This window comes from Achromobacter mucicolens (assembly GCF_029866465.1).
Classification (GTDB): domain Bacteria; phylum Pseudomonadota; class Gammaproteobacteria; order Burkholderiales; family Burkholderiaceae_B; genus Achromobacter; species Achromobacter mucicolens.
In genome coordinates this window covers 4,789,079-4,806,543 of record NZ_CP123364.1, presented here as the reverse complement: position 1 = coordinate 4,806,543, position 17,465 = coordinate 4,789,079, and the positions used below count along the sequence as shown (strand labels likewise).

Below are 17,465 nucleotides of genomic sequence, written 5' to 3'. Positions count from 1 at the left end.
CTACGGTGACCACGAGAATCTCATCATGTGTGGAATAGTCGGAATTTGGGGCCCCCTGGGGAACAAGGATCAGGTGCTGGCGGACAGCTGCCGGCGCATCCGCCACCGTGGGCCCGACAGCAATGGGTTCTGGGAAGATACTGACGCCGGCGTCGCGCTGGCGCACGTGCGCCTGGCGATCCTGGACCTGACCGAAGCCGGCCATCAGCCGATGACGTCCGCGTGCGGGCGCTACGTGATGGTGTTCAACGGCGAGGTCTACAACCATCTGGACATCCGCAAGCAGCTCGAGGACTCGGCGCGGGCGCCCGACTGGCGCGGCCATTCGGACACCGAGACCCTGCTCGCGGGCTTTTCCGCGCTGGGCATCGAAGCCACGTTGCAGGCCGCGGTCGGCATGTTCGCCATCGCGCTGTGGGACAAGGCCGCGCGCAAGCTCGTGCTGGCGCGCGATCGCATGGGCGAAAAGCCGCTCTACTACGGCTACTCCAATGCCGAACTGGTGTTCGCCTCGGAGCTCAAGGGCCTGATGCCGATTCCGGGGTTCGGGCGCAACCTGAACCGCAACGCGCTCGCATCGTTCATGCGGCACAACTACATCCCCGCGCCGCAGTCGATCTACGAAGGCATCGCCAAGCTGCCGCCCGGCACGTGGGTCGAGTTCTCGGCGGACGACACCCGCAGCCGCCGCATGCCGGAGCCGCGTGTGTACTGGTCGGCGCGCGAGGCCGCGGACACGGCTGCGCAGCACCGCCTGTCGTTCGATTCGGACGCGCAAGCCACCGATGCGCTGGAACGCGTGCTGTCCAAGGCCGTGGGCGGACAGATGCTGTCCGACGTGAGCCTGGGCGCCTTCCTGTCCGGCGGCATCGATTCGTCCACCATCGTGGCGTTGATGCAGGCGCAGAGCTCGCAGCCGGTGCGCACCTTTGCCATCGGCTTTCACGAGAAGGGCTACGACGAGGCGCAGCACGCGAAGGCCGTGGCCACGCACCTGGGCACCGATCACACCGAACTCTACGTCACCGCGGACGACGCGCTGGCGGTCGTGCCCACGCTGGCCGACATGTATGACGAACCCTTTGCCGACTCGTCGCAGATCCCCACGTCGCTCGTCACGCGCATGGCGCGCCAGCACGTCACGGTGGCCTTGTCCGGCGACGGCGGCGACGAACTCTTTGGCGGCTATTCGCGTTATTTCCGGGTGGACAACTGGTGGCGCCAGTTCGAACGCGTGCCCAGCCTGCTGCGAAAGCCGGCTGGCGCGATGCTCAGCGCCTCCACGCATCTGCCCGGCCGCGGCGCCTGGCGCGGCAAGGTCGGCAAGCTGGGCGAACTGCTGCGCGCGGACACGCAAGGCGAGTTCTACCGCCTGTTCGTGTCGTATTGGTCAGACCCCGCCCGTGTGGTCAAGGGCGGCGTGGAACCCGAGTCGGTGTTCGAACGCGCCATGCAGGGGTCGTTCTTCGAATCGATGATGAAGCTGGACACGGTGACCTACCTGCCCGACGACATCCTGGTCAAGGTGGACCGCGCGGCGATGGCCGTCAGCCTGGAAACCCGCGTGCCCCTCATCGACCACCGCGTCTATGAATTCGCCTGGAGCCTGCCGCACCAATACAAGGTGCGCGGCAATACGGGCAAGTGGCTGTTGCGGCAGGTCCTGCACCGCCACGTGCCGCAGGCGCTGGTCGACCGCCCCAAGCGCGGCTTTGCCGTGCCGCTGGCCGCGTGGTTGCGCGGTCCCTTGCGGGAATGGGCCGACGCGCTGCTGAATCCGTCGCGCCTGCGCCAGGAAGGGTGGTTCGAACCCGAGCCCATCCTGCGCAAATGGCGCGAGCACGCGTCGGGGCATCGCAATTGGGACAGCCATCTGTGGGGCGTGCTGATGATGCAGGCCTGGCTGGACCGCTACCGGGCGGGGATGGATCAAGGGGGACCGATTGAGGACCGTTGAGGAATGAAAATACTGATGCTGGTCAGCTCCATGCACGCCGGCGGCGCGGAACGCGTCGCGGCGACCCTGGTCAACGCATGGTCCGAGCGCGGAGACACCGTCATCCTGACGCCCACCTACTCATCCAAGGGCACCTGCTTTTATCCCCTGTCGGACAAGGTCCAGCTCGCGTGGCTGGCGGATCTGGCCGGCACCCGGGCGACGGGCGCGATGGCGGCGTTCAAGCGATTGCTGGTCCTGCGCAAGCATATCCGCGATTCCCGGCCCGACGTGGTCGTGTCCTTTCTCACCAACGTCAACGTGGCCGCCATCCTGGCCACGCGCGGCCTGAATGTGCCGCTCATCGTCTGCGAGCGCACCAATCCGATCGCCGATACCACCACGGGCTCTGTCTGGCGCAAGCTGCGCCGCGTGCTGTATCCGCGCGCCGACATGGTGACCGTGCAGGCGGAAGACACCGCGGGTCCTTTCGCGCGTCAGGTGCCCGGCATCCGGCGTCTGGCCGTCATTCCCAATCCGCTGCCCGCGCCGCTGCTGGATGCGCCGCTGGTGCAGCAGCGCCAGGACGCCGGCCCGCGCGAGCTGATCGCGATGGGACGGCTGGTGCCCGACAAGCAATTCAATCTGCTGATCGACATCTTCGCGCAGCTTGCGCCGGAGTTTCCGGACTGGAACCTGCGCATCTGGGGCGAAGGCCCCGAGCGCGGCGCGCTTGAACAACAGGTGGCGCGCCTGCGCCTGCAGACGCGCGTCAGCCTGCCCGGCCGCACGGAAGCGCCGTGGGAAGAACTGGCGCGCGGCCAGGCCTTCGTGCTCAGTTCGCTCGTCGAGGGCTTTCCCAATGTGTTGCTGGAAGCCATGTCGCTGGGGCTGCCGTGCGCGGCGTTCGATTGTCCCAGCGGTCCGCGCGAGATGACGCGCGACGGCCAGGATGCGCTGCTGGTGCCGGCGGGCGACCGGGTCGCAATGACCGATGCCTTGCATCGCCTGATGAGCGATGCGTCCCTGCGCGAGCAACTGGGTGCGCGCGCCGCCGCGGCCGTGCGCCAGCGCTACGCGCTTGCCAGCGTGCTGACCGAATGGGATGAACTGTTCGAAGCGGTGCGGGAGGGGCGATGAGCACCCGGCCGCTGCGCATTCTGCATGTCATCACCGGGCTGGGGCAGGGGGGCGCGGAATCCGTGCTGTTCCGCCTGACGACCTGGCCGCAGGCGGACGTCGAGCACACGGTCGTCTCGCTGACCGATGAAGGCCTGTATGGCGAACGCCTGCGCGCGGCGGGCGTCGCGGTGCACACGCTGGGCATGAAACGCGGGCGTGTCAGCCTGGGCGGTTTTCTGGCGCTTCGCCGTCTGATCGCCTCGACCCGTCCGGACGCCGTGCAGACCTGGATGTACCACGCCGACCTGATCGGCGGCCTGGCCGCCCGCCTGGCGGGCGTGCGCGCCATCGCCTGGGGCATCCGCAATTCCGGGGCACACCTTGAACGCAGCAGCCGCTCGGCGCGGCTGGTGCTGCGCGCATGCGCCATGCTGTCGGGCAGCGTGCCGCGCGCCATCGTGTGCGCCGCGCAAAATGCCGCGCAGCGCCACGCTGAAAAAGGCTACCGCCGCGACCGCATGGTCGTGATCGCCAACGGCTACGACCTGTCGCGCTACGCGCCGGATCCGCAGGCGCGGTCGCGCGTACGCGCCGCATGGGGACTGTCCGAGGACGTGCCCGTGATCGGCTGCGTGGCGCGCTGGGATCCGCTCAAGGACCACGCCAACCTGCTGCGCGCCGTGGCCGCGTTGGTGCGCGATGGCCGCGACGCGGGGCTGCGCTGCGTGCTGATCGGCCGCGACATGACCGAAGGCAACGCGCAGCTTGGCGCCTTGCTCGACAAACTGGATCTGCGCGACCGCGTGGTGCTCAATGGCCCCAGCGACGACGTGCCCGCCGTCATGAACGGACTGGACCTGCACGTGCTGTCCAGCTGCGCCGAAGGCTTTCCCAACGTGGTGGCCGAGGCCATGGCGTGCGGCGTGTATTGCGTGGTGACGGACGTGGGCGACGCCGCCTACATCGTCGGCGATACCGGCGTGGTAGTGCCGCCCGAGCAGGCCGAGGCCCTGGCCCGCGGCATCGAGTCCGCGCTGTGCGACGTGGCCGCGCGAGGCCGCGAGCGCGCGGGCGAGGCGGGACGCGCGCGCGTCCTCGAACATTTCGATCTTGCACGCATGGTGCAAAGCTATATCGCCGTCTGGCGCCGCATTTCTGGAGTCCAAGCATGAGCGCCGGACGCTGCCTGCTGTTTGTCGTCAACAACCCGGCGTTCTTCATGTCGCACCGCGTGCCGGTCGCGTTGGCCGCGCAGAAGGCGGGCTACGACGTCCACGTCGCGACGATGGACGGCCCCGCCGTGGCCGACATCCAGGCGCTGGGCATGACCCATCACGCCATTCCCATGACGCGCAGCGGCAAGCGCCCGCTGCAGGAACTGGGCACGTTGCTGGCGTTGGTCCGCCTGTTCCGCCGGCTGCGGCCCGACGTGGTGCACCTGGTCACCATCAAGCCCGTGCTGTACGGCGGCATCGCCGCGCGGCTGGCGCGTGTGCCGGGCATGGTGGCGGCGATTTCCGGATTGGGATTCGTGTTCCTGTCCAATTCGCTGAAGATGCGGCTGGTGCGCGCGGTGGTGGCGCGCCTGTATCGCATCGCGCTGGGCCATCCGAACAGCCGGGTGATCTTCCAGAACGCCAACGACCGCGACCTGCTCAAGTCGCTGGGCGCGGTACGCGATGAGCAGGTGGTCATCATCCGCGGCGCGGGGGTGGACCTTGACGCCTTCCGTCCCACGCCCGAGCCGCCTGCGCCGCCCGTCGTCGTCACGATGGTGGCGCGCCTGCTGCGCGACAAGGGCGTGCAGGAGTTCGTGCAGGCGGCAAGGCTGCTGCGCGAACGTGGCGTACCGGTGACGATGCAACTGGTGGGCGGCCTGGACGCCGGCAACCCGGCTTCCGCCACGCAGGCCGATGTCGACGCGTGGCAGCAGGACGGCTGCGTGCAGGCGCTGGGCGAGCGATCGGATGTGGCGGCGCTGTATGCAGCCGCGCACATCGCGGTGCTGCCGTCCTACCGCGAAGGCCTGCCGAAATCCTTGATCGAGGCCGCCGCCTGCGGACGCGCGGTCGTGACGACCGACGTGCCGGGCTGCCGTGACGCGATCGAGCCCAACGTCACCGGCCTCCTGGTGCCGGTGCGCGACGCCGCCGCCCTGGCCGACGCCATTGCCCGCCTGGCCAAGGACGCGGCATTGCGCCAGGCGATGGGCGCGGCGGGCAGGGCGCTCGCCGAGCGCGAGTTCGACATCAACCAGGTCGCGCGCATTCACGTCGCGCTGTACGACGCGCTTAGCGCCTGATCGCGTCGATCCAGAAGCGCGTGGACGGGTCTTGCTGGCTGGGCTGGGGCGCGTCCAGCTCGCGCATGATGTTCTTGGCCAACACCTTGCCAAACTCCACGCCCCACTGATCGAAGGGATTGATGCCCCAGATCACGCCTTGCGTGAACACCTTGTGCTCGTACAGGGCCAGCAGCGCGCCCAGCGTATAGGCTTCCAGGCGCGGCAGCACGATCAGCGACGACGGCCGTCCGCCCGGGTGCACGCGGTGTTGCGCCAGCAGGCGCGCGCGTGCCGGATCGCGTTCCGTGGCGGAGGTTTCCGCCAGGGCTTCTTCAAAGGTCTTGCCGCGCAAGAGCGCCGAACGCTGCGCCAGGCAGTTGGCGACCAGCAGTTCGTGGTGCCGGGCGTACGCATGGTCCGGCTGTTCGCACAGGATGAAATCCACCGGCGCGCCGGCCGCATCCTGATGCAGCCACTGGAAGAACGTGTGCTGGCAATCCGTGCCCGGCATCCCCCACACCGCGGGACCGGTCGGCACACCGGCGGGACTGCCGTCGGCCGTCGCGACTTTGCCCAGCGATTCCATTTCAAGCTGCTGGGCCCACGGCACGATGTGATGCAGCCGCGAATCGTAGGGCGCGATCACCAGCGAGTCATAGCCCAGCACGCTGCGGTTGGCCACGCCGGCCAGCGCCAGCTGCACGGGCGCGTTCTCGTCCGGGGGCGCGTTGCGGAAATGGTCGTCCATGGCCGCCGCGCCCGCCAGCAGCCGGTCGAAGGTGTCGTTGCCGAACGCCAGCGCGACCGGCAGGCCGATGGCGGACCATAGCGAATAGCGCCCGCCGACCCAGTCCCAGATCTGGAAGATGTGGTCGGGCAGGATGCCCAGGTTGAGCGCCGCCTCGACGTTGCAGGTGATCGCCACGACCTGTTTGATCGGATCGGCGACGCCGGCTTCGCGCAGCCAGTTCATCGCGACCTCGGCGTTGGCCAGCGGCTCGGTGGTGGTGAACGACTTGGAGGCGACGATGACCAGCGTGTTGTGCGGATCCAGGTGGCTCATCGCTTCGGCAACCGAATGCGAGTCCACGTTGGACGCAAAGCGCACGTCGCGGCGCGCGCCCTCGTGGCGCAGCGCGCGGGTGACCAGGCGCGGTCCCCAATCGCTGCCGCCAATGCCCAGATGCAGCACGCCGCTGTAGCGGCCGGCCGCGTCGGCGGTGCGCACGAATTCGCGCAGGCGTTCGCGCTCGGCAAGCACCGCCTTGGCCACCATTGCAGGCGGCTCGGCCGCGCGCAAGGCGGTGTGCCAGGCGGCGCGTCCTTCCGTCCAATTGGCTTGGCCGCCATCGAACAGGCGCGCACGCCAGGTATCGAAGTCCTGCTGCGCCAGCAGCGCCCGCGAGGCGGCCAGCAGTTCGGGCGATTGCGCCTGTGCGCTCAGGTCCAGGCGCAGCCCGGGAGCATTGATGACGCGCAGCTTCTGGCCATCCCGGGATGCCGTGCGTGTTGCGGCGGTGAACTGCTGCCACGCGGGGCTGTTGGCTAACGACATGAGCGGATCAGAATGGCAGTGTGGCGTTCGGGGCGAGCTTGCCCAGTTCGCGGCGGAAGTCGGCCTGGATGCGCGCGAGGGCCGCTTCGCTTTGCGCCTCGAATCGCAGCACGACGACCGGTGTGGTGTTGGACGGCCGCGCCAGACCGAAGCCGTCGGCGTACTCGGCACGCACGCCGTCGATCGTGATCACGCGCTTGGCGTTGGGAAACTGGCCTTGCTCCTGCAAGGACTTGACCAGCGTGAACGGCTGGCCTTCTTCCATTTCCAGCTTGAGCTCCGGCGTGGACACGTCTTGCGGCAGGGCCTCCAGCGGGGCGCAGGCGTCGGCTGCGCGCGACACGATTTCCAGCAGGCGGGCGCCGGTGTACAGACCGTCGTCAAACCCGTACCAGCGTTCCTTGAAGAAGATGTGGCCGCTCATTTCGCCGGCCAGCGGCGCGCCGGTCTCGGCCAGCTTGGCCTTGACCAGCGAATGTCCCGTCTTCCACATCAGCGCGGCGCCGCCGGCGGCCTCGACCGACAGGCCCACGTGGCGGCTGCACTTGACGTCATAGATGATGGTCGCGCCGGGATTGCGCTCGAGCACGTCGCGGGCAAAGAGGACGAGCTGGCGGTCGGGCCAGATGATCTGGCCGGATTTGGTGACCACGCCCAGGCGGTCGCCGTCGCCGTCGAAGGCCAGGCCGAGTTCGCAGTCGGTCTCGGCGACGTGCTTGATCAGGTCCTGCAGGTTCTTGGGTTCGGCCGGATCGGGGTGATGGTTGGGAAAGTTGCCGTCCACGTCGCAGAACAGTTCGTCGACCTCGCAGCCCAGCGCGCGAAAGAGCTGCGGCGCCACTGCGCCGGCCACGCCATTGCCGCAATCGATGGCGATCTTCATGGGACGCGCCAGTTTGACGCCCGAGGCCACGCGTGCGATGTAGGTCTGCGCCAGATCGAGCTGGCGGCGCGTGCCGGGTTCAGGGGCGGGGGCCGGGGCTTGCCCGTTCATGGTCTGCGCCAGCTGCTGGACGTCGTCGCCAAACAGCGCGCGGCCGCCCATCATCATCTTGAATCCGTTGTACTTGGGGGGATTGTGGCTGCCGGTAATGGCCACTCCCGAGCCGGTCTGCATGATGTTCGCGGCAAAGTAGACGAGCGGCGTGGGCACCATGCCAATGTCCAGCGTATCGACGCCGCCTTCCAGCATGCCTTCCTGCAGGGCCAGCGACAGCATGTCGCTGCTGAGGCGGCCGTCGCGCCCGACCACCAGCGTCTGCACGCCCTGCTCGCGGGCGCGGGCGGCAAGCGCCACGCCGAGCGAACGGGCAAAGGTTGCGTCGATCAGGTCCGGCACGGTGCCGCGAATGTCATATGCCTTGAAAACAGAGGCCGGAAATTGTGTATTGTTGCCCACGACGGTTCCTTGTTGAGGGGGACAGCGCGGCGGCTGCCGGGTAATGGTAAACCCGCACATCCAAGCCGCTATGGCAGGGGTCAAAGTTGGATTATCCCCCATCGGCGCGGGGGGCTTCATCCTTCGGGCGGAGTAGGGCATTTACCCGGTGCCGCCTGCCCCGCCGTGGTGCGGCGCCCGGCGCGCCGCCGCCTGTTTGCGGTGCACGGCGGCGGGCGCAAAGGCCCGCTCCCGGGCTGCCGCGCATGGCACAAAAGTTGCTCGTCATCCGAAGGTGATACGCTTGCCGGGCAAGCAGAAAGACCAGGAGGGGCCATGGGCGCCAAAGTATCCACAGTCATGTCATCGGGCGGCGCCACAAGCAGGCGGGGACCGCCCACGGACTTTGCCGGCCCGGCCGCGGGCCGCGAGCGCCGGCTTGATATCCACGTGTCTGCCGCCGCGACAGGCGAATTGGCCACCGGCCGCGCCTGGGAACGCAGCGTCTGGCGCGACGCGCGCGTCCTCATCGCGGAGTGCCCCGCGCCGCATCTGGCGGCCTCGATCGAAAGCGCGTTGCGCACGGTGGCCGCCAGCGTGGCGCGCGACCGCGGCTGGCAGGCCGCCGGCACCGTGTCGTTTTCGCTGGACGACCGCAGCGGCGTCTTCCGCGTCATCGACGCCCAGACGCAGGCCCGCGGGCACGACATGCCGCTTGCCGAACACGATCCCATTGCGCCGCACGTGCTGGAAGTGCGCATCGACGGTTGCGGCGACCGCCGCCTGCCGTGCACCCATTTGATGGTCTGCGGCGCCACCCGCGGCGAGGTCCTGCGCCGCGCCTATCGCGCCTTGTCCGAACTGCCCGGCCCCGCCGGCGTGGACCGCGCCTTCCTGATGGAGCGCATTGCCTCCCGCGCCTTCTGCTCGGGCATGACGGGCACGCGGCTGGATCAGGCGGTCGGCTGACCGCCCGGCTAAGCGGGGCTTCGGCGGGCGCCGTCCAGCCCCTACAATAGTCCGCACATCCGATGAACTGCGCCCGGCCCCAGCGGCCGGGCCGACTTCAAGTGCGGTATCCATGACATTGCTGAGCGATCTACAGGCCCTCCTGGGCGACTCCCACGTGCTGACGGGCGCGGACGCGGATTCCTATGTGCTGGATTGGCGCCGCCGCTATCGCGGCGCGGCGCTGGCGGTGATCCGCCCCGGCTCTACCGCCGACGTGGCGGCCGCCATCAAGGTGTGCGCCCAGCATGGCGTGCCGGTGGTGCCGCAAGGCGGCAACACGGGCCTGTGCGGCGGCGCCACGCCGGACGATTCCGGCACCGCGATCGTCCTGTCCACCGCCCGGCTCACCGCCGTGCGCGCGCTGGACACCGACAACGACACCATCACCGTGGAGGCCGGGTGCATCCTGCAGGCCGTGCAAGAGGCCGCGGCGGCCGCGAACCGCCTGTTCCCGCTGAGCCTGGCGGCCGAAGGCAGCTGCACCATCGGCGGCAACCTGGCCACCAACGCCGGCGGCACGCAGGTGCTGCGCTATGGCAACACGCGCGATCTCACGCTGGGCCTGGAGGTCGTGACCGCCGAAGGCGAGATCTGGGACGGCCTGCGCGGCCTGCGCAAGGACAACACCGGCTACGACCTTCGCGACCTGTACATCGGCAGCGAAGGCACGCTGGGCATCATCACCGCTGCCACCCTCAAGCTGTACCCGCGCCCGGTCGCGTCCTGCACGGCGCTGCTGACGCTGGACAGCATCGATAACGCCGTGGAAGTCCTGTCGCGCGCCCGCGCTGGGTTCGGCGCCTCGCTGACCGGTTTCGAACTCATGAGCGGCGCCTGCCTGCAAGGCGTGGTGCGCCTCTTTCCGCAGCAGCGCCTGCCCTTCGAAGGCGAATCAGCGGCCTCGCCGTGGTTCGCCCTGCTGGAGCTGTCCGACAGCGAGAGCGAAACCCACGCCCGCGAGCGTTTCGAGGCCGTGCTGGGCGAGGCCATCGAGGCGGGCCTGGTGAACGACGCGGCCATCGCCGCGAACGTCTCGCAGAGCAAGGCGCTGTGGCACCTGCGCGAAAGCATCCCGCTGGCCGAAGCGGAGCTTGGCAAGTCGGTCAAGCATGACGTCTCCATTCCCATCTCGTCCATCGCCGGATTCGTGCACAAGACCAACGCCTTGCTGCAGGCGCGCTTTCCGGGCGTGCGCCATGTGATCTTCGGCCATCTGGGCGACGGCAACCTGCACTACAACGTGGCGCATGCGCCGGGCCAGAGCGAAGCCGAGCTGCTGGGGTTGCAGGGCGAGATCTACGGCGTGGTGCATGACAGCGTGCACGCGCACAAGGGTTCCATCAGCGCCGAACACGGCGTGGGCCAGCTCAAGCGTGACGAGCTGCCGCGCTACAAGAATCCCGTGGAACTTGCGCTGATGCGCCGGATCAAGCGCGCGCTGGATCCGCAGGGGCTCATGAACCCCGGCAAGGTGCTTTCCACGTAACGCGGCCAGGATCGCATAACATGGCAACCCCTCCCGCAGCGGGCGCGAATCACCGGGTGCTGATCGTCGAGGACGACCATATCATCGCCGGCAACCTGTACAGCTTCCTGGAGGCGCGCGGCTTTCTTCCCGACGTGGCCTACAGCGGACCCGCCGCCTTGCAGCAGTTGCAGGCGCAACGCTTTGACGCCGTGCTGCTGGACATCGGCCTGCCCGGCATGGACGGCAACGCCGTGCTGCACGCCATGCGCACGGAACGGCGGCTGGCCGTGCCGGTGCTGATGCTGACCGCGCGCGACAGTCTCGAAGACAAGCTGGCGGGCTTTTCGCACGGCGCCGACGACTACCTGACCAAGCCGTTCGCGCTGCTCGAGGTCGAGGCCCGGCTGCTGGCGCTGATCCAGCGCGCCAAAGGGTCGACGGTGGACGCCGAGCGCACGTTCGGCCCGCTTCAGTTCGACGCGCGCAGCCGTGTCGTGTCGGTCAGCGGCGTGCCGGTCCACCTGACCCGCAAGGCAAGTCTCATCATCGAAGTGCTGCTGCGCGATCCGGGCCGCGTGGTCACGCGCGAGGAACTCGAATCCGTGTTGTGGGGCAACGAGCCTCCCTCGTCCGATGCGCTGCGCAGCCAGGTGCACCTCTTGCGCCGCGCGCTGGCCGACGCGGGCTTTGACGGCATCGAGACCGTGCACGGCACGGGTTGGCGCCTGGCTTTGCCCGGCGCCGCATCATGAGCCGCGCCGCCTCCGGCACCTTGACCCAGCGCGTCGTCTGGGCGCTGACGGGCGCGGTGGCGCTGTTTGTCACGGCGCTTGCGCTGCTGGCCTACCTGACGTTCGACCAGATGGAGGACGATCTGGTCAACGACATCCTCAACACCGAAATGGATCGCCTGGTCCAGCATGCGCGCAGCAGCGACGAATTCCTGCCGCGCCGGGGCGCGCGCGAGCTGGGCGGATCCATGCGCGCGTGGCTCAGCGTGGACGGCCAGCCGCCCGTCGGCATGCCGCCCGAACTGCTCTCGCTGGAAAACGGGCTGCACCTCATCGAACCAGGCGCGTACACGTGGCACGTGATGGTGGCCGAAACCGACCGCGGCAAGGTGTATCTGCTGTACGACGCCACCGATAACGAAGAGCGGGTGCACGACTTCGGTCTGATCGTGCTGGGCGTGGGCGCGCTGTGCGTGGTGTTGGCCTATGCGCTGTCGCGCCGCGTGGCGGCAGTCGCGGTCGGGCCGCTGCTGGACCTGACAGACCGGCTGTCGACATGGGCGCCCGGCTCTCCCGACATGGCGGTCACGCGCGACGACGAGGCCGGGCGGCTCATCGAAGCCTTCAACCGCGTGCAGGGCCAGGTCGACCGGTCGATCGCCCGCGAACGTGAGTTCGCCGGCAATCTCAGCCACGAAGTGCGTACGCCGCTGGCGGCGATCCGGTCCGACAGCGAACTCATGCTGCTGACGCAGGCGCTGACGCCGGACCAGCAGCAGCGACTGACGCGCGTGGTCGACAACGTGGACCACGTGATCGTCAGCCTGGAAAGCGCGCGCGCGATGGCGCGCGACCAGTTGCGCGAGCCGGAGCCCGTCGACATTGCCGCCTGCATGGAAGACGCCTGGCGCGGCTACGCCGCCCAAGCCGCGCTGGCAGACCTGCGCTTCGATAACCAGATTCCGGCCAGCCAGGTGCTGTCGCTGGACCGCTACGCCCTGCTGACCGTCCTGCGCAACCTCGTGCGCAACGCCATCGAGCACGCCGCGCCCGCCACGCTGACCGCGTCGCTGGATGCGCAGGGCGGGCTGGAACTGCGCGACGACGGCAAGGGCATCGCCGCCAGCGACCTGCCATTCCTGTTCCGCCGGTATTTCAGCGGCCGCATGCGCGATTCGGGCGCGGCGGGCAGCCACGAGGCGGCGCGCGGGTTGGGACTGGCGATCGCCAAGCGCGTATGCGACATGCAGGGCTGGTCGCTCACGGTCGAGTCCTCGCAAGAGGGGCCTGCGCGCGGCACCCGCTTTCTGTTGCGATTCCGGCAGGCCGAGACGGCAGCGCCTACCACGCGAATTTGACGAATTTTCGACTGTCGGCCGCGTAAAGTGCGCAGGCCCGAACCGTCCGGAGAATCCCGATCATGCCGTCCCCATTACTGCCGGCGCCGCACGCGCCGACGAGAGCCTTTTACCTGCTCACCCATGTCGGGGCCGTGACGCTGCTGCTTGCCTGCCTGGCGTGGTGGGCCAAGGAGTCGGGGCTGGACATGTACATCGCGCGTGCGCTCTTTGATCCGGTGATCGACGATTTTCCGCTGCACGGCAGCCGGTGGCTGGAGTTGCTGGGGCACCGCATCGTGCTCGCCCTGCCGATCGGCGTGGGCCTGGCCGCGGCCGGCATCGCCGCCGCCAGCTACCGCATCCCGGCATGGCGCCGCTGGCGCGGCGCGGCGATCGCCGTGGCGGCATCATGCCTGACCGGGCAAGTGCTCATCAATCAGCTCAAGCATCACACGACGCTGCCGCGTCCCTACGATCTGGAGACGCTGGGCGGCTACACGCCGTATCCGGTGCACTGGTGGACCTGGGCGCGTGCGCGCGCTGGCGGCGCCTTGCCCAGCGGCCATGCGGGCGCAGGCTACGCGCTGCTCAGCCTGTACTTCGCGGGATGGGCGCTGGGCCGGCCTGCGTGGCGCTGGAGCGGGCTGGCGATCGGGGTGGCGGCGGGCGTGGGCTTTTCCGTCGTGCGCATCCTGCAGGGCGCGCATTTTCTCAGCCAGACGCTGTGGTCCGCCGCCCTGATGTGGCTGCTGGCCGCCATCTTCTTCTATCCGGTGATCGTGGGACGGACCGCGCACGGCCCGTCCCGCGCGCCGCGCGTCAGTTGAGCAGCACGCCCGGCAGCCACAGCGAGAACGCCGGCACGTAGGTCACCAGCGCCAGCGCGGCCAGCAACGCGCCGTAGAACGGCCAGATGGTGCGCATCACAGTTCCCACCGATACCCCGCCGATGGCGCATCCCACGAACTGCGTGGTGCCCACCGGCGGCGTGTTCAGCCCCAGCGCGCAATTCAGCAGCAGCACCATCCCGAACTGCACGGGCCCCATGCCGTACTGCATGCAGATCGGCAGGAAGATCGGCGTGCAGATCAGGATGGTGGCGGCCATGTCCAGGAACGTGCCCAGCACGAACAGGATGATGTTGACCATCAGGAAGATGGCCCACGGCTCCGTCGAAATCGACGCCATCAGCTGCCCGGTCTTTTCGGCCACGCCATAGAAGCTGATCAGGTAGCCGAACGTGGCGGAGATGCCGATCAGCAGCAGCACCACGCCCGTGGTCTTCACCGCCTTGCTGGCCGCGCGGACGAACTGATCCCACGTCAGCGAGCGGTAGACGAAGATCGTCAGCGCCAGCGCATACAGCACCGCCACCGCCGCGGATTCCGTCGCGGTGAAGACGCCGCTCAGGATGCCCGCGATGATCAGCACCACCACGAACAGCCCCGGCGCCGCGGCCACCAGCGAGCGGAAAACGATGTGCCAGCCCGGGAAGGTGCCTGCCGGATAGCCCCGGCTGCGCGCCACGAAGTAGGCGGCCGCAAGGTTGCACGCGGTCAGGATCAGGGCGGGCACGACGCCTGCCGCGATCAGCGCCGCGATGGACACCTTGCCGCCCGCGGCCAACGTGTAGATGATGATGTTGTGGCTGGTCGGCATCAGCGCGCCCACCAGCGCCGCGTGGGTCGTGACGTTTACCGCGTAGTCGGCGTGGTAGCCCTCGCGCTTCATCATCGGGATCATCACCGACCCCATCGCCGACACGTCCGCCACGGGCGATCCCGACACCCCGCCGAACAGCGTGCAGGCCACCACGTTGGACATGCCCAGGCCGCCGCGCACATGGCCTACCAGCGACTTGGCGAACGCCACGATGCGGTCGGCAATGCCGCCGTACAGCATCAGTTCGCCGGTGAAGATGAAGAAGGGGATGGCCAGGAACGAAAACGCGTTCATGCCCGAGGTCATCTGCTGGAAGGCCACTGCCAGCGGCAGGTCTTCGTACATGATGGCCGTGATGGACGACAGGCCGATGGCGAAGGCCACCGGCACGCCGATCACGAGGAACCCCATGAAGGTGAAGGACAGCAGTGTCAGCGCCATGCCGGTACCACCTTCTGGTTGCGCAGGATCGCGATGATGTGCTCGACGGAAAAGAGCGCGATCAAGGTGCCCGACAGGGTTGCAGGAACGTACTTCCACGCGTTGGAGATGCCCAGGTTGGGAATCTTGTAGGCCGCGACGGATTCGGCCAGCACGCCGCAGTTCCAGGCCATCAGCACGCCGAACAGCAGGACGAGCAGATGGATGAAGATGCGCAGCCGCCGTTGCCCGGCGGCGGGCAGGGCGTCGAGCAGGGACTCGAAGCCGATGTGCCCGGCGTCGCGCACGCCAACCGCCGCGCCCAGCATGGTGACGTACAGCACCAGCAGGAGCGCCAGGCTTTCCGCCCAGGTCGGCGTGCTGTTCAGCACGTGGCGGCCGAAGATCTGCAGCGAGACGGCGACGATCAGGCAGATCAGCCCGAATACGCTCGTCCACATGCAGATCCGCGCCAATCGGGCGCAGGCGCGGGAGTAGGCATCCAGCGGGGCAGCCAGGGCTTCTTCCCGGCCCCCCGCGGCGACATCTGGTTCATTCGTGGGTGTGGCCAACATGATGTCCTCACTGCACGGCCTGGATCTTGGCGACCAGGTCCTTCATTTCAGGCGTGGTGACGAAGCGTTCGTACACCGGCTTCATCGCGCCCTGGAACGAGGGCTTGTCGACCTGCGAGATCTGCGAGCCCGCCTGCTCGACCACCGCGCGCGACTTCTGCTCGCGCTCGTCCCACAGCTTGCGCATGTAAGGCACCGATTCGCGCGCCGCTTCGCGCAGGATCTTCTGGTCGTCGGGCGGCAGCTTGTCCCACTGACGCCTGGAGAAGATCAGGATCTCGGGCGTCATCGTGTGCTCGGTCAGCGAATAGAACTTGGCGACCTCGTAGTGATGCGCGCTTTCGTAGCTGGGGAAGTTGTTCTCGGCCGCATCGACCAGCCCGGTCTTGAGCGACGTGTACACCTCGCCCATCGGCATCGGCGTGGCGTTGCCTCCCATCGCCTCGACCATCGCCACGGACAGGTCCGACTGCTGCACGCGGATCTTCAGGCCCTTGGCGTCGGCCAGCGTCTTGATCGGCTTCTTGGTCGTGTACATCGAGCGCGAACCGCTGTCGTACCAGGCCAGGCCCACAAAGCCGGCTCCCTCGCACGAGCGCAGGATCTGATCGCCGATCTCGCTGTCCAGCACCTTGTGCAGATGCTCCTTGGAACGGAACAGGAACGGCAGCGACGGCACGCGGGTGGTCTGGCAGATGTTGTGCATCGCCGCGCTCGACACGCGGGCCATGGCCAGCGCGCCCAGTTTCACCTGTTCGATCGAATCGTCTTCGTTGCCAAGCGCGCCGCCAGAGAACACCTTCACGGTGATGCGGCCGTTGGTCCGTTGCTTGACCAGATCGCCGAAGTGGCGCACGGCCTGCACAGTGGGGTAGTCGTCGGGATGGATGTCCGCGGAGCGCAGCTCGGCGGCGTGAGTGGCGGGAATCAGCGTCAGCAAGGCGGCCGCGGCCAGAACGGCGCGGCTCAGGTGAGGGTGCAGCATGTCTACCTCCGGATGGGGTACGGCGTTTCGTTGAGGACCGGGACGGCCCCGAAGCTCTTTGATATGCACTGACCTGCTCGGGGTGGGCGCAAAGGGGCGCGCCCGTCGGGTGCTAACCGGCGCTGGCGGTTTCCTCCAGGCCCTGCACGCCGGGGTGCAGGGCGAATACGGCGCCGTCCAGCGCGCCGGGCGCGGCATTGCCCGGGCGGATCGACGTCACGAAAAGCGTGTCCATGCGGGAGCCGCCGAAGGCGCACATGGCGACCTTGGCGGCGGGCACGTTCAGGGTGCGGTCCAGCCGGCCGTCGGGGGTGTAGCGATATACCTTGCCGGCGTCGTTGCCGCAAATCCAGTAGCAGCCCGCCGCGTCCACCGCGGCGCCGTCGGGACGGCCGGCGGGCAGGGCGTCAATGAAGACGCGGCGGTTGGCCGGCACACCCGTCTCGGTGTCGTAGTCGAACACCCACACAGTGGCGCGCGAGGGGTGCGAATCGGACAGGTACATCGTCCGGCCCTGCGGGCTGAACGCCAGTCCATTGGGCACGATCAGGCCGTCGAGCAGGACGGTCACGCCGCGCGCGTCATGCCGGTACAGCGCGCCGGCGGGCGAGGCCAGGGCCATGTCCATGACCATGGTGCCCGCCAGAAACCGGCCTTGCCGGTCGCAGCGGCCGTCGTTGAACCGCATGCCGGGCGCGGCATGGGCAACGGATGCGAGCGGGCGCGCAGCGCAGGCCTGGTCTTCACGCAGTGCGTCGCAAGCATAAAAACCATCTTCCATCGCCAGCAGCCAGCCGTCCCCCCGCATGGCGATGCTGCCCGCCATCTGCGGCAGCGCCCACTGCGCGAATGCGCCGGTCTCCGGCGTCCAGCGCCAAAGGGTCTTGCCGGGAATGTCGGTCCAGTAGAACGCCTGGTCGGCCCGGCGCCAGATTGGGCTTTCTCCGACGCCGCACAACACAGTTCCCAGACGTTCGGCGGTGGTGGACATGGGAGGC

15 protein-coding genes are annotated in these 17,465 nt (G+C 68.4%); 9 read left to right on the top strand and 6 right to left on the bottom strand.

Annotated features, from left to right (window positions below; translation table 11 throughout):
- Window positions 1–25: 25 nt before the first annotated feature.
- The 4 genes from asnB to QEP15_RS21920 are packed head-to-tail and all read left to right on the top strand — an operon-like array spanning window position 26 to window position 5,360.
- A complete protein-coding gene (gene asnB / locus QEP15_RS21935) occupies window positions 26–1,957 on the top strand; it encodes an asparagine synthase (glutamine-hydrolyzing) (RefSeq protein ID WP_280148058.1) in 1,932 nt (643 codons plus the stop codon).
- A gap of 3 nt (window positions 1,958–1,960) precedes the next feature.
- Window positions 1,961–3,076, top strand: a complete 1,116-nt coding sequence (locus QEP15_RS21930) for a glycosyltransferase family 4 protein (RefSeq protein ID WP_280148057.1) — start codon at window positions 1,961–1,963, stop codon at window positions 3,074–3,076.
- Entirely contained in the window at window positions 3,073–4,230 is a 1,158-nt protein-coding gene (locus tag QEP15_RS21925) for a glycosyltransferase family 4 protein (RefSeq protein WP_253857533.1), read from the top strand. Before QEP15_RS21930 ends, QEP15_RS21925 begins: the two co-directional genes overlap by 4 nt.
- Window positions 4,227–5,360: a glycosyltransferase family 4 protein gene (locus QEP15_RS21920; RefSeq protein WP_056325306.1), complete on the top strand. Its 1,134-nt coding sequence runs from the start codon at window positions 4,227–4,229 to the stop codon at window positions 5,358–5,360. Before QEP15_RS21925 ends, QEP15_RS21920 begins: the two co-directional genes overlap by 4 nt.
- On the opposite strand, the gene pgi is transcribed toward QEP15_RS21920, so the two are convergent.
- On the bottom strand, window positions 5,350–6,897 hold the full coding sequence (pgi, locus tag QEP15_RS21915; RefSeq protein WP_152382599.1) for a glucose-6-phosphate isomerase: 1,548 nt from the start codon (window positions 6,895–6,897) through the stop codon (window positions 5,350–5,352). The genes QEP15_RS21920 and pgi overlap by 11 nt on opposite strands.
- Before the next feature lie 7 nt (window positions 6,898–6,904).
- Complete coding sequence (locus QEP15_RS21910; RefSeq protein ID WP_253857534.1) at window positions 6,905–8,296, bottom strand: phosphomannomutase/phosphoglucomutase; 1,392 nt, start codon at window positions 8,294–8,296, stop codon at window positions 6,905–6,907.
- 315 nt (window positions 8,297–8,611) lie between these two features.
- On the opposite strand from QEP15_RS21910, the gene QEP15_RS21905 reads away from it, so the two are divergent.
- The 5 genes from QEP15_RS21905 (at window position 8,612) to QEP15_RS21885 (ending at window position 13,652) form a co-directional block, all read left to right on the top strand.
- Window positions 8,612–9,244: a BPTD_3102 family carboxylase-like protein gene (locus tag QEP15_RS21905; RefSeq protein WP_152382597.1), complete on the top strand. Its 633-nt coding sequence runs from the start codon at window positions 8,612–8,614 to the stop codon at window positions 9,242–9,244.
- A gap of 112 nt (window positions 9,245–9,356) precedes the next feature.
- Window positions 9,357–10,772, top strand: a complete 1,416-nt coding sequence (locus QEP15_RS21900) for an FAD-binding oxidoreductase (protein WP_152382596.1) — start codon at window positions 9,357–9,359, stop codon at window positions 10,770–10,772.
- Window positions 10,773–10,792: 20 nt separating this feature from the next.
- On the top strand, window positions 10,793–11,506 hold the full coding sequence (locus QEP15_RS21895) for a response regulator transcription factor (RefSeq protein WP_142053178.1): 714 nt from the start codon (window positions 10,793–10,795) through the stop codon (window positions 11,504–11,506).
- The gene (locus QEP15_RS21890) at window positions 11,503–12,843 is read left to right on the top strand and encodes a sensor histidine kinase (RefSeq protein WP_280148056.1); all 1,341 of its coding nucleotides are present in this window, start codon (window positions 11,503–11,505) and stop codon (window positions 12,841–12,843) included. The genes QEP15_RS21895 and QEP15_RS21890 overlap by 4 nt, the downstream gene beginning before the upstream one ends.
- Window positions 12,844–12,905: 62 nt before the next feature.
- A complete protein-coding gene (locus QEP15_RS21885; protein ID WP_082586359.1) occupies window positions 12,906–13,652 on the top strand; it encodes a phosphatase PAP2 family protein in 747 nt (248 codons plus the stop codon).
- Here the strand turns inward: QEP15_RS21885 and QEP15_RS21880 are convergent.
- The 4 genes from QEP15_RS21880 to QEP15_RS21865 all read right to left on the bottom strand — a co-directional run bounded on the left by QEP15_RS21880 (window position 13,645) and on the right by QEP15_RS21865 (window position 17,458).
- Window positions 13,645–14,928: a TRAP transporter large permease gene (locus tag QEP15_RS21880; protein WP_056325325.1), complete on the bottom strand. Its 1,284-nt coding sequence runs from the start codon at window positions 14,926–14,928 to the stop codon at window positions 13,645–13,647. The two genes, QEP15_RS21885 and QEP15_RS21880, sit on opposite strands and share 8 nt — an antisense overlap.
- Entirely contained in the window at window positions 14,919–15,482 is a 564-nt protein-coding gene (locus QEP15_RS21875) for a TRAP transporter small permease (protein ID WP_082586360.1), read from the bottom strand. Before QEP15_RS21875 ends, QEP15_RS21880 begins: the two co-directional genes overlap by 10 nt.
- Window positions 15,483–15,489: 7 nt before the next feature.
- Window positions 15,490–16,467 (bottom strand): TRAP transporter substrate-binding protein, encoded by a 978-nt coding sequence (locus tag QEP15_RS21870; protein WP_280148055.1) that lies wholly within the window; start codon window positions 16,465–16,467, stop codon window positions 15,490–15,492.
- A gap of 112 nt (window positions 16,468–16,579) precedes the next feature.
- Window positions 16,580–17,458 carry an SMP-30/gluconolactonase/LRE family protein gene (locus QEP15_RS21865; protein WP_253857541.1) on the bottom strand — a complete coding sequence of 293 codons (879 nt, stop codon included), beginning with the start codon at window positions 17,456–17,458 and terminating at the stop codon, window positions 16,580–16,582.
- Window positions 17,459–17,465: the final 7 nt, after the last annotated feature.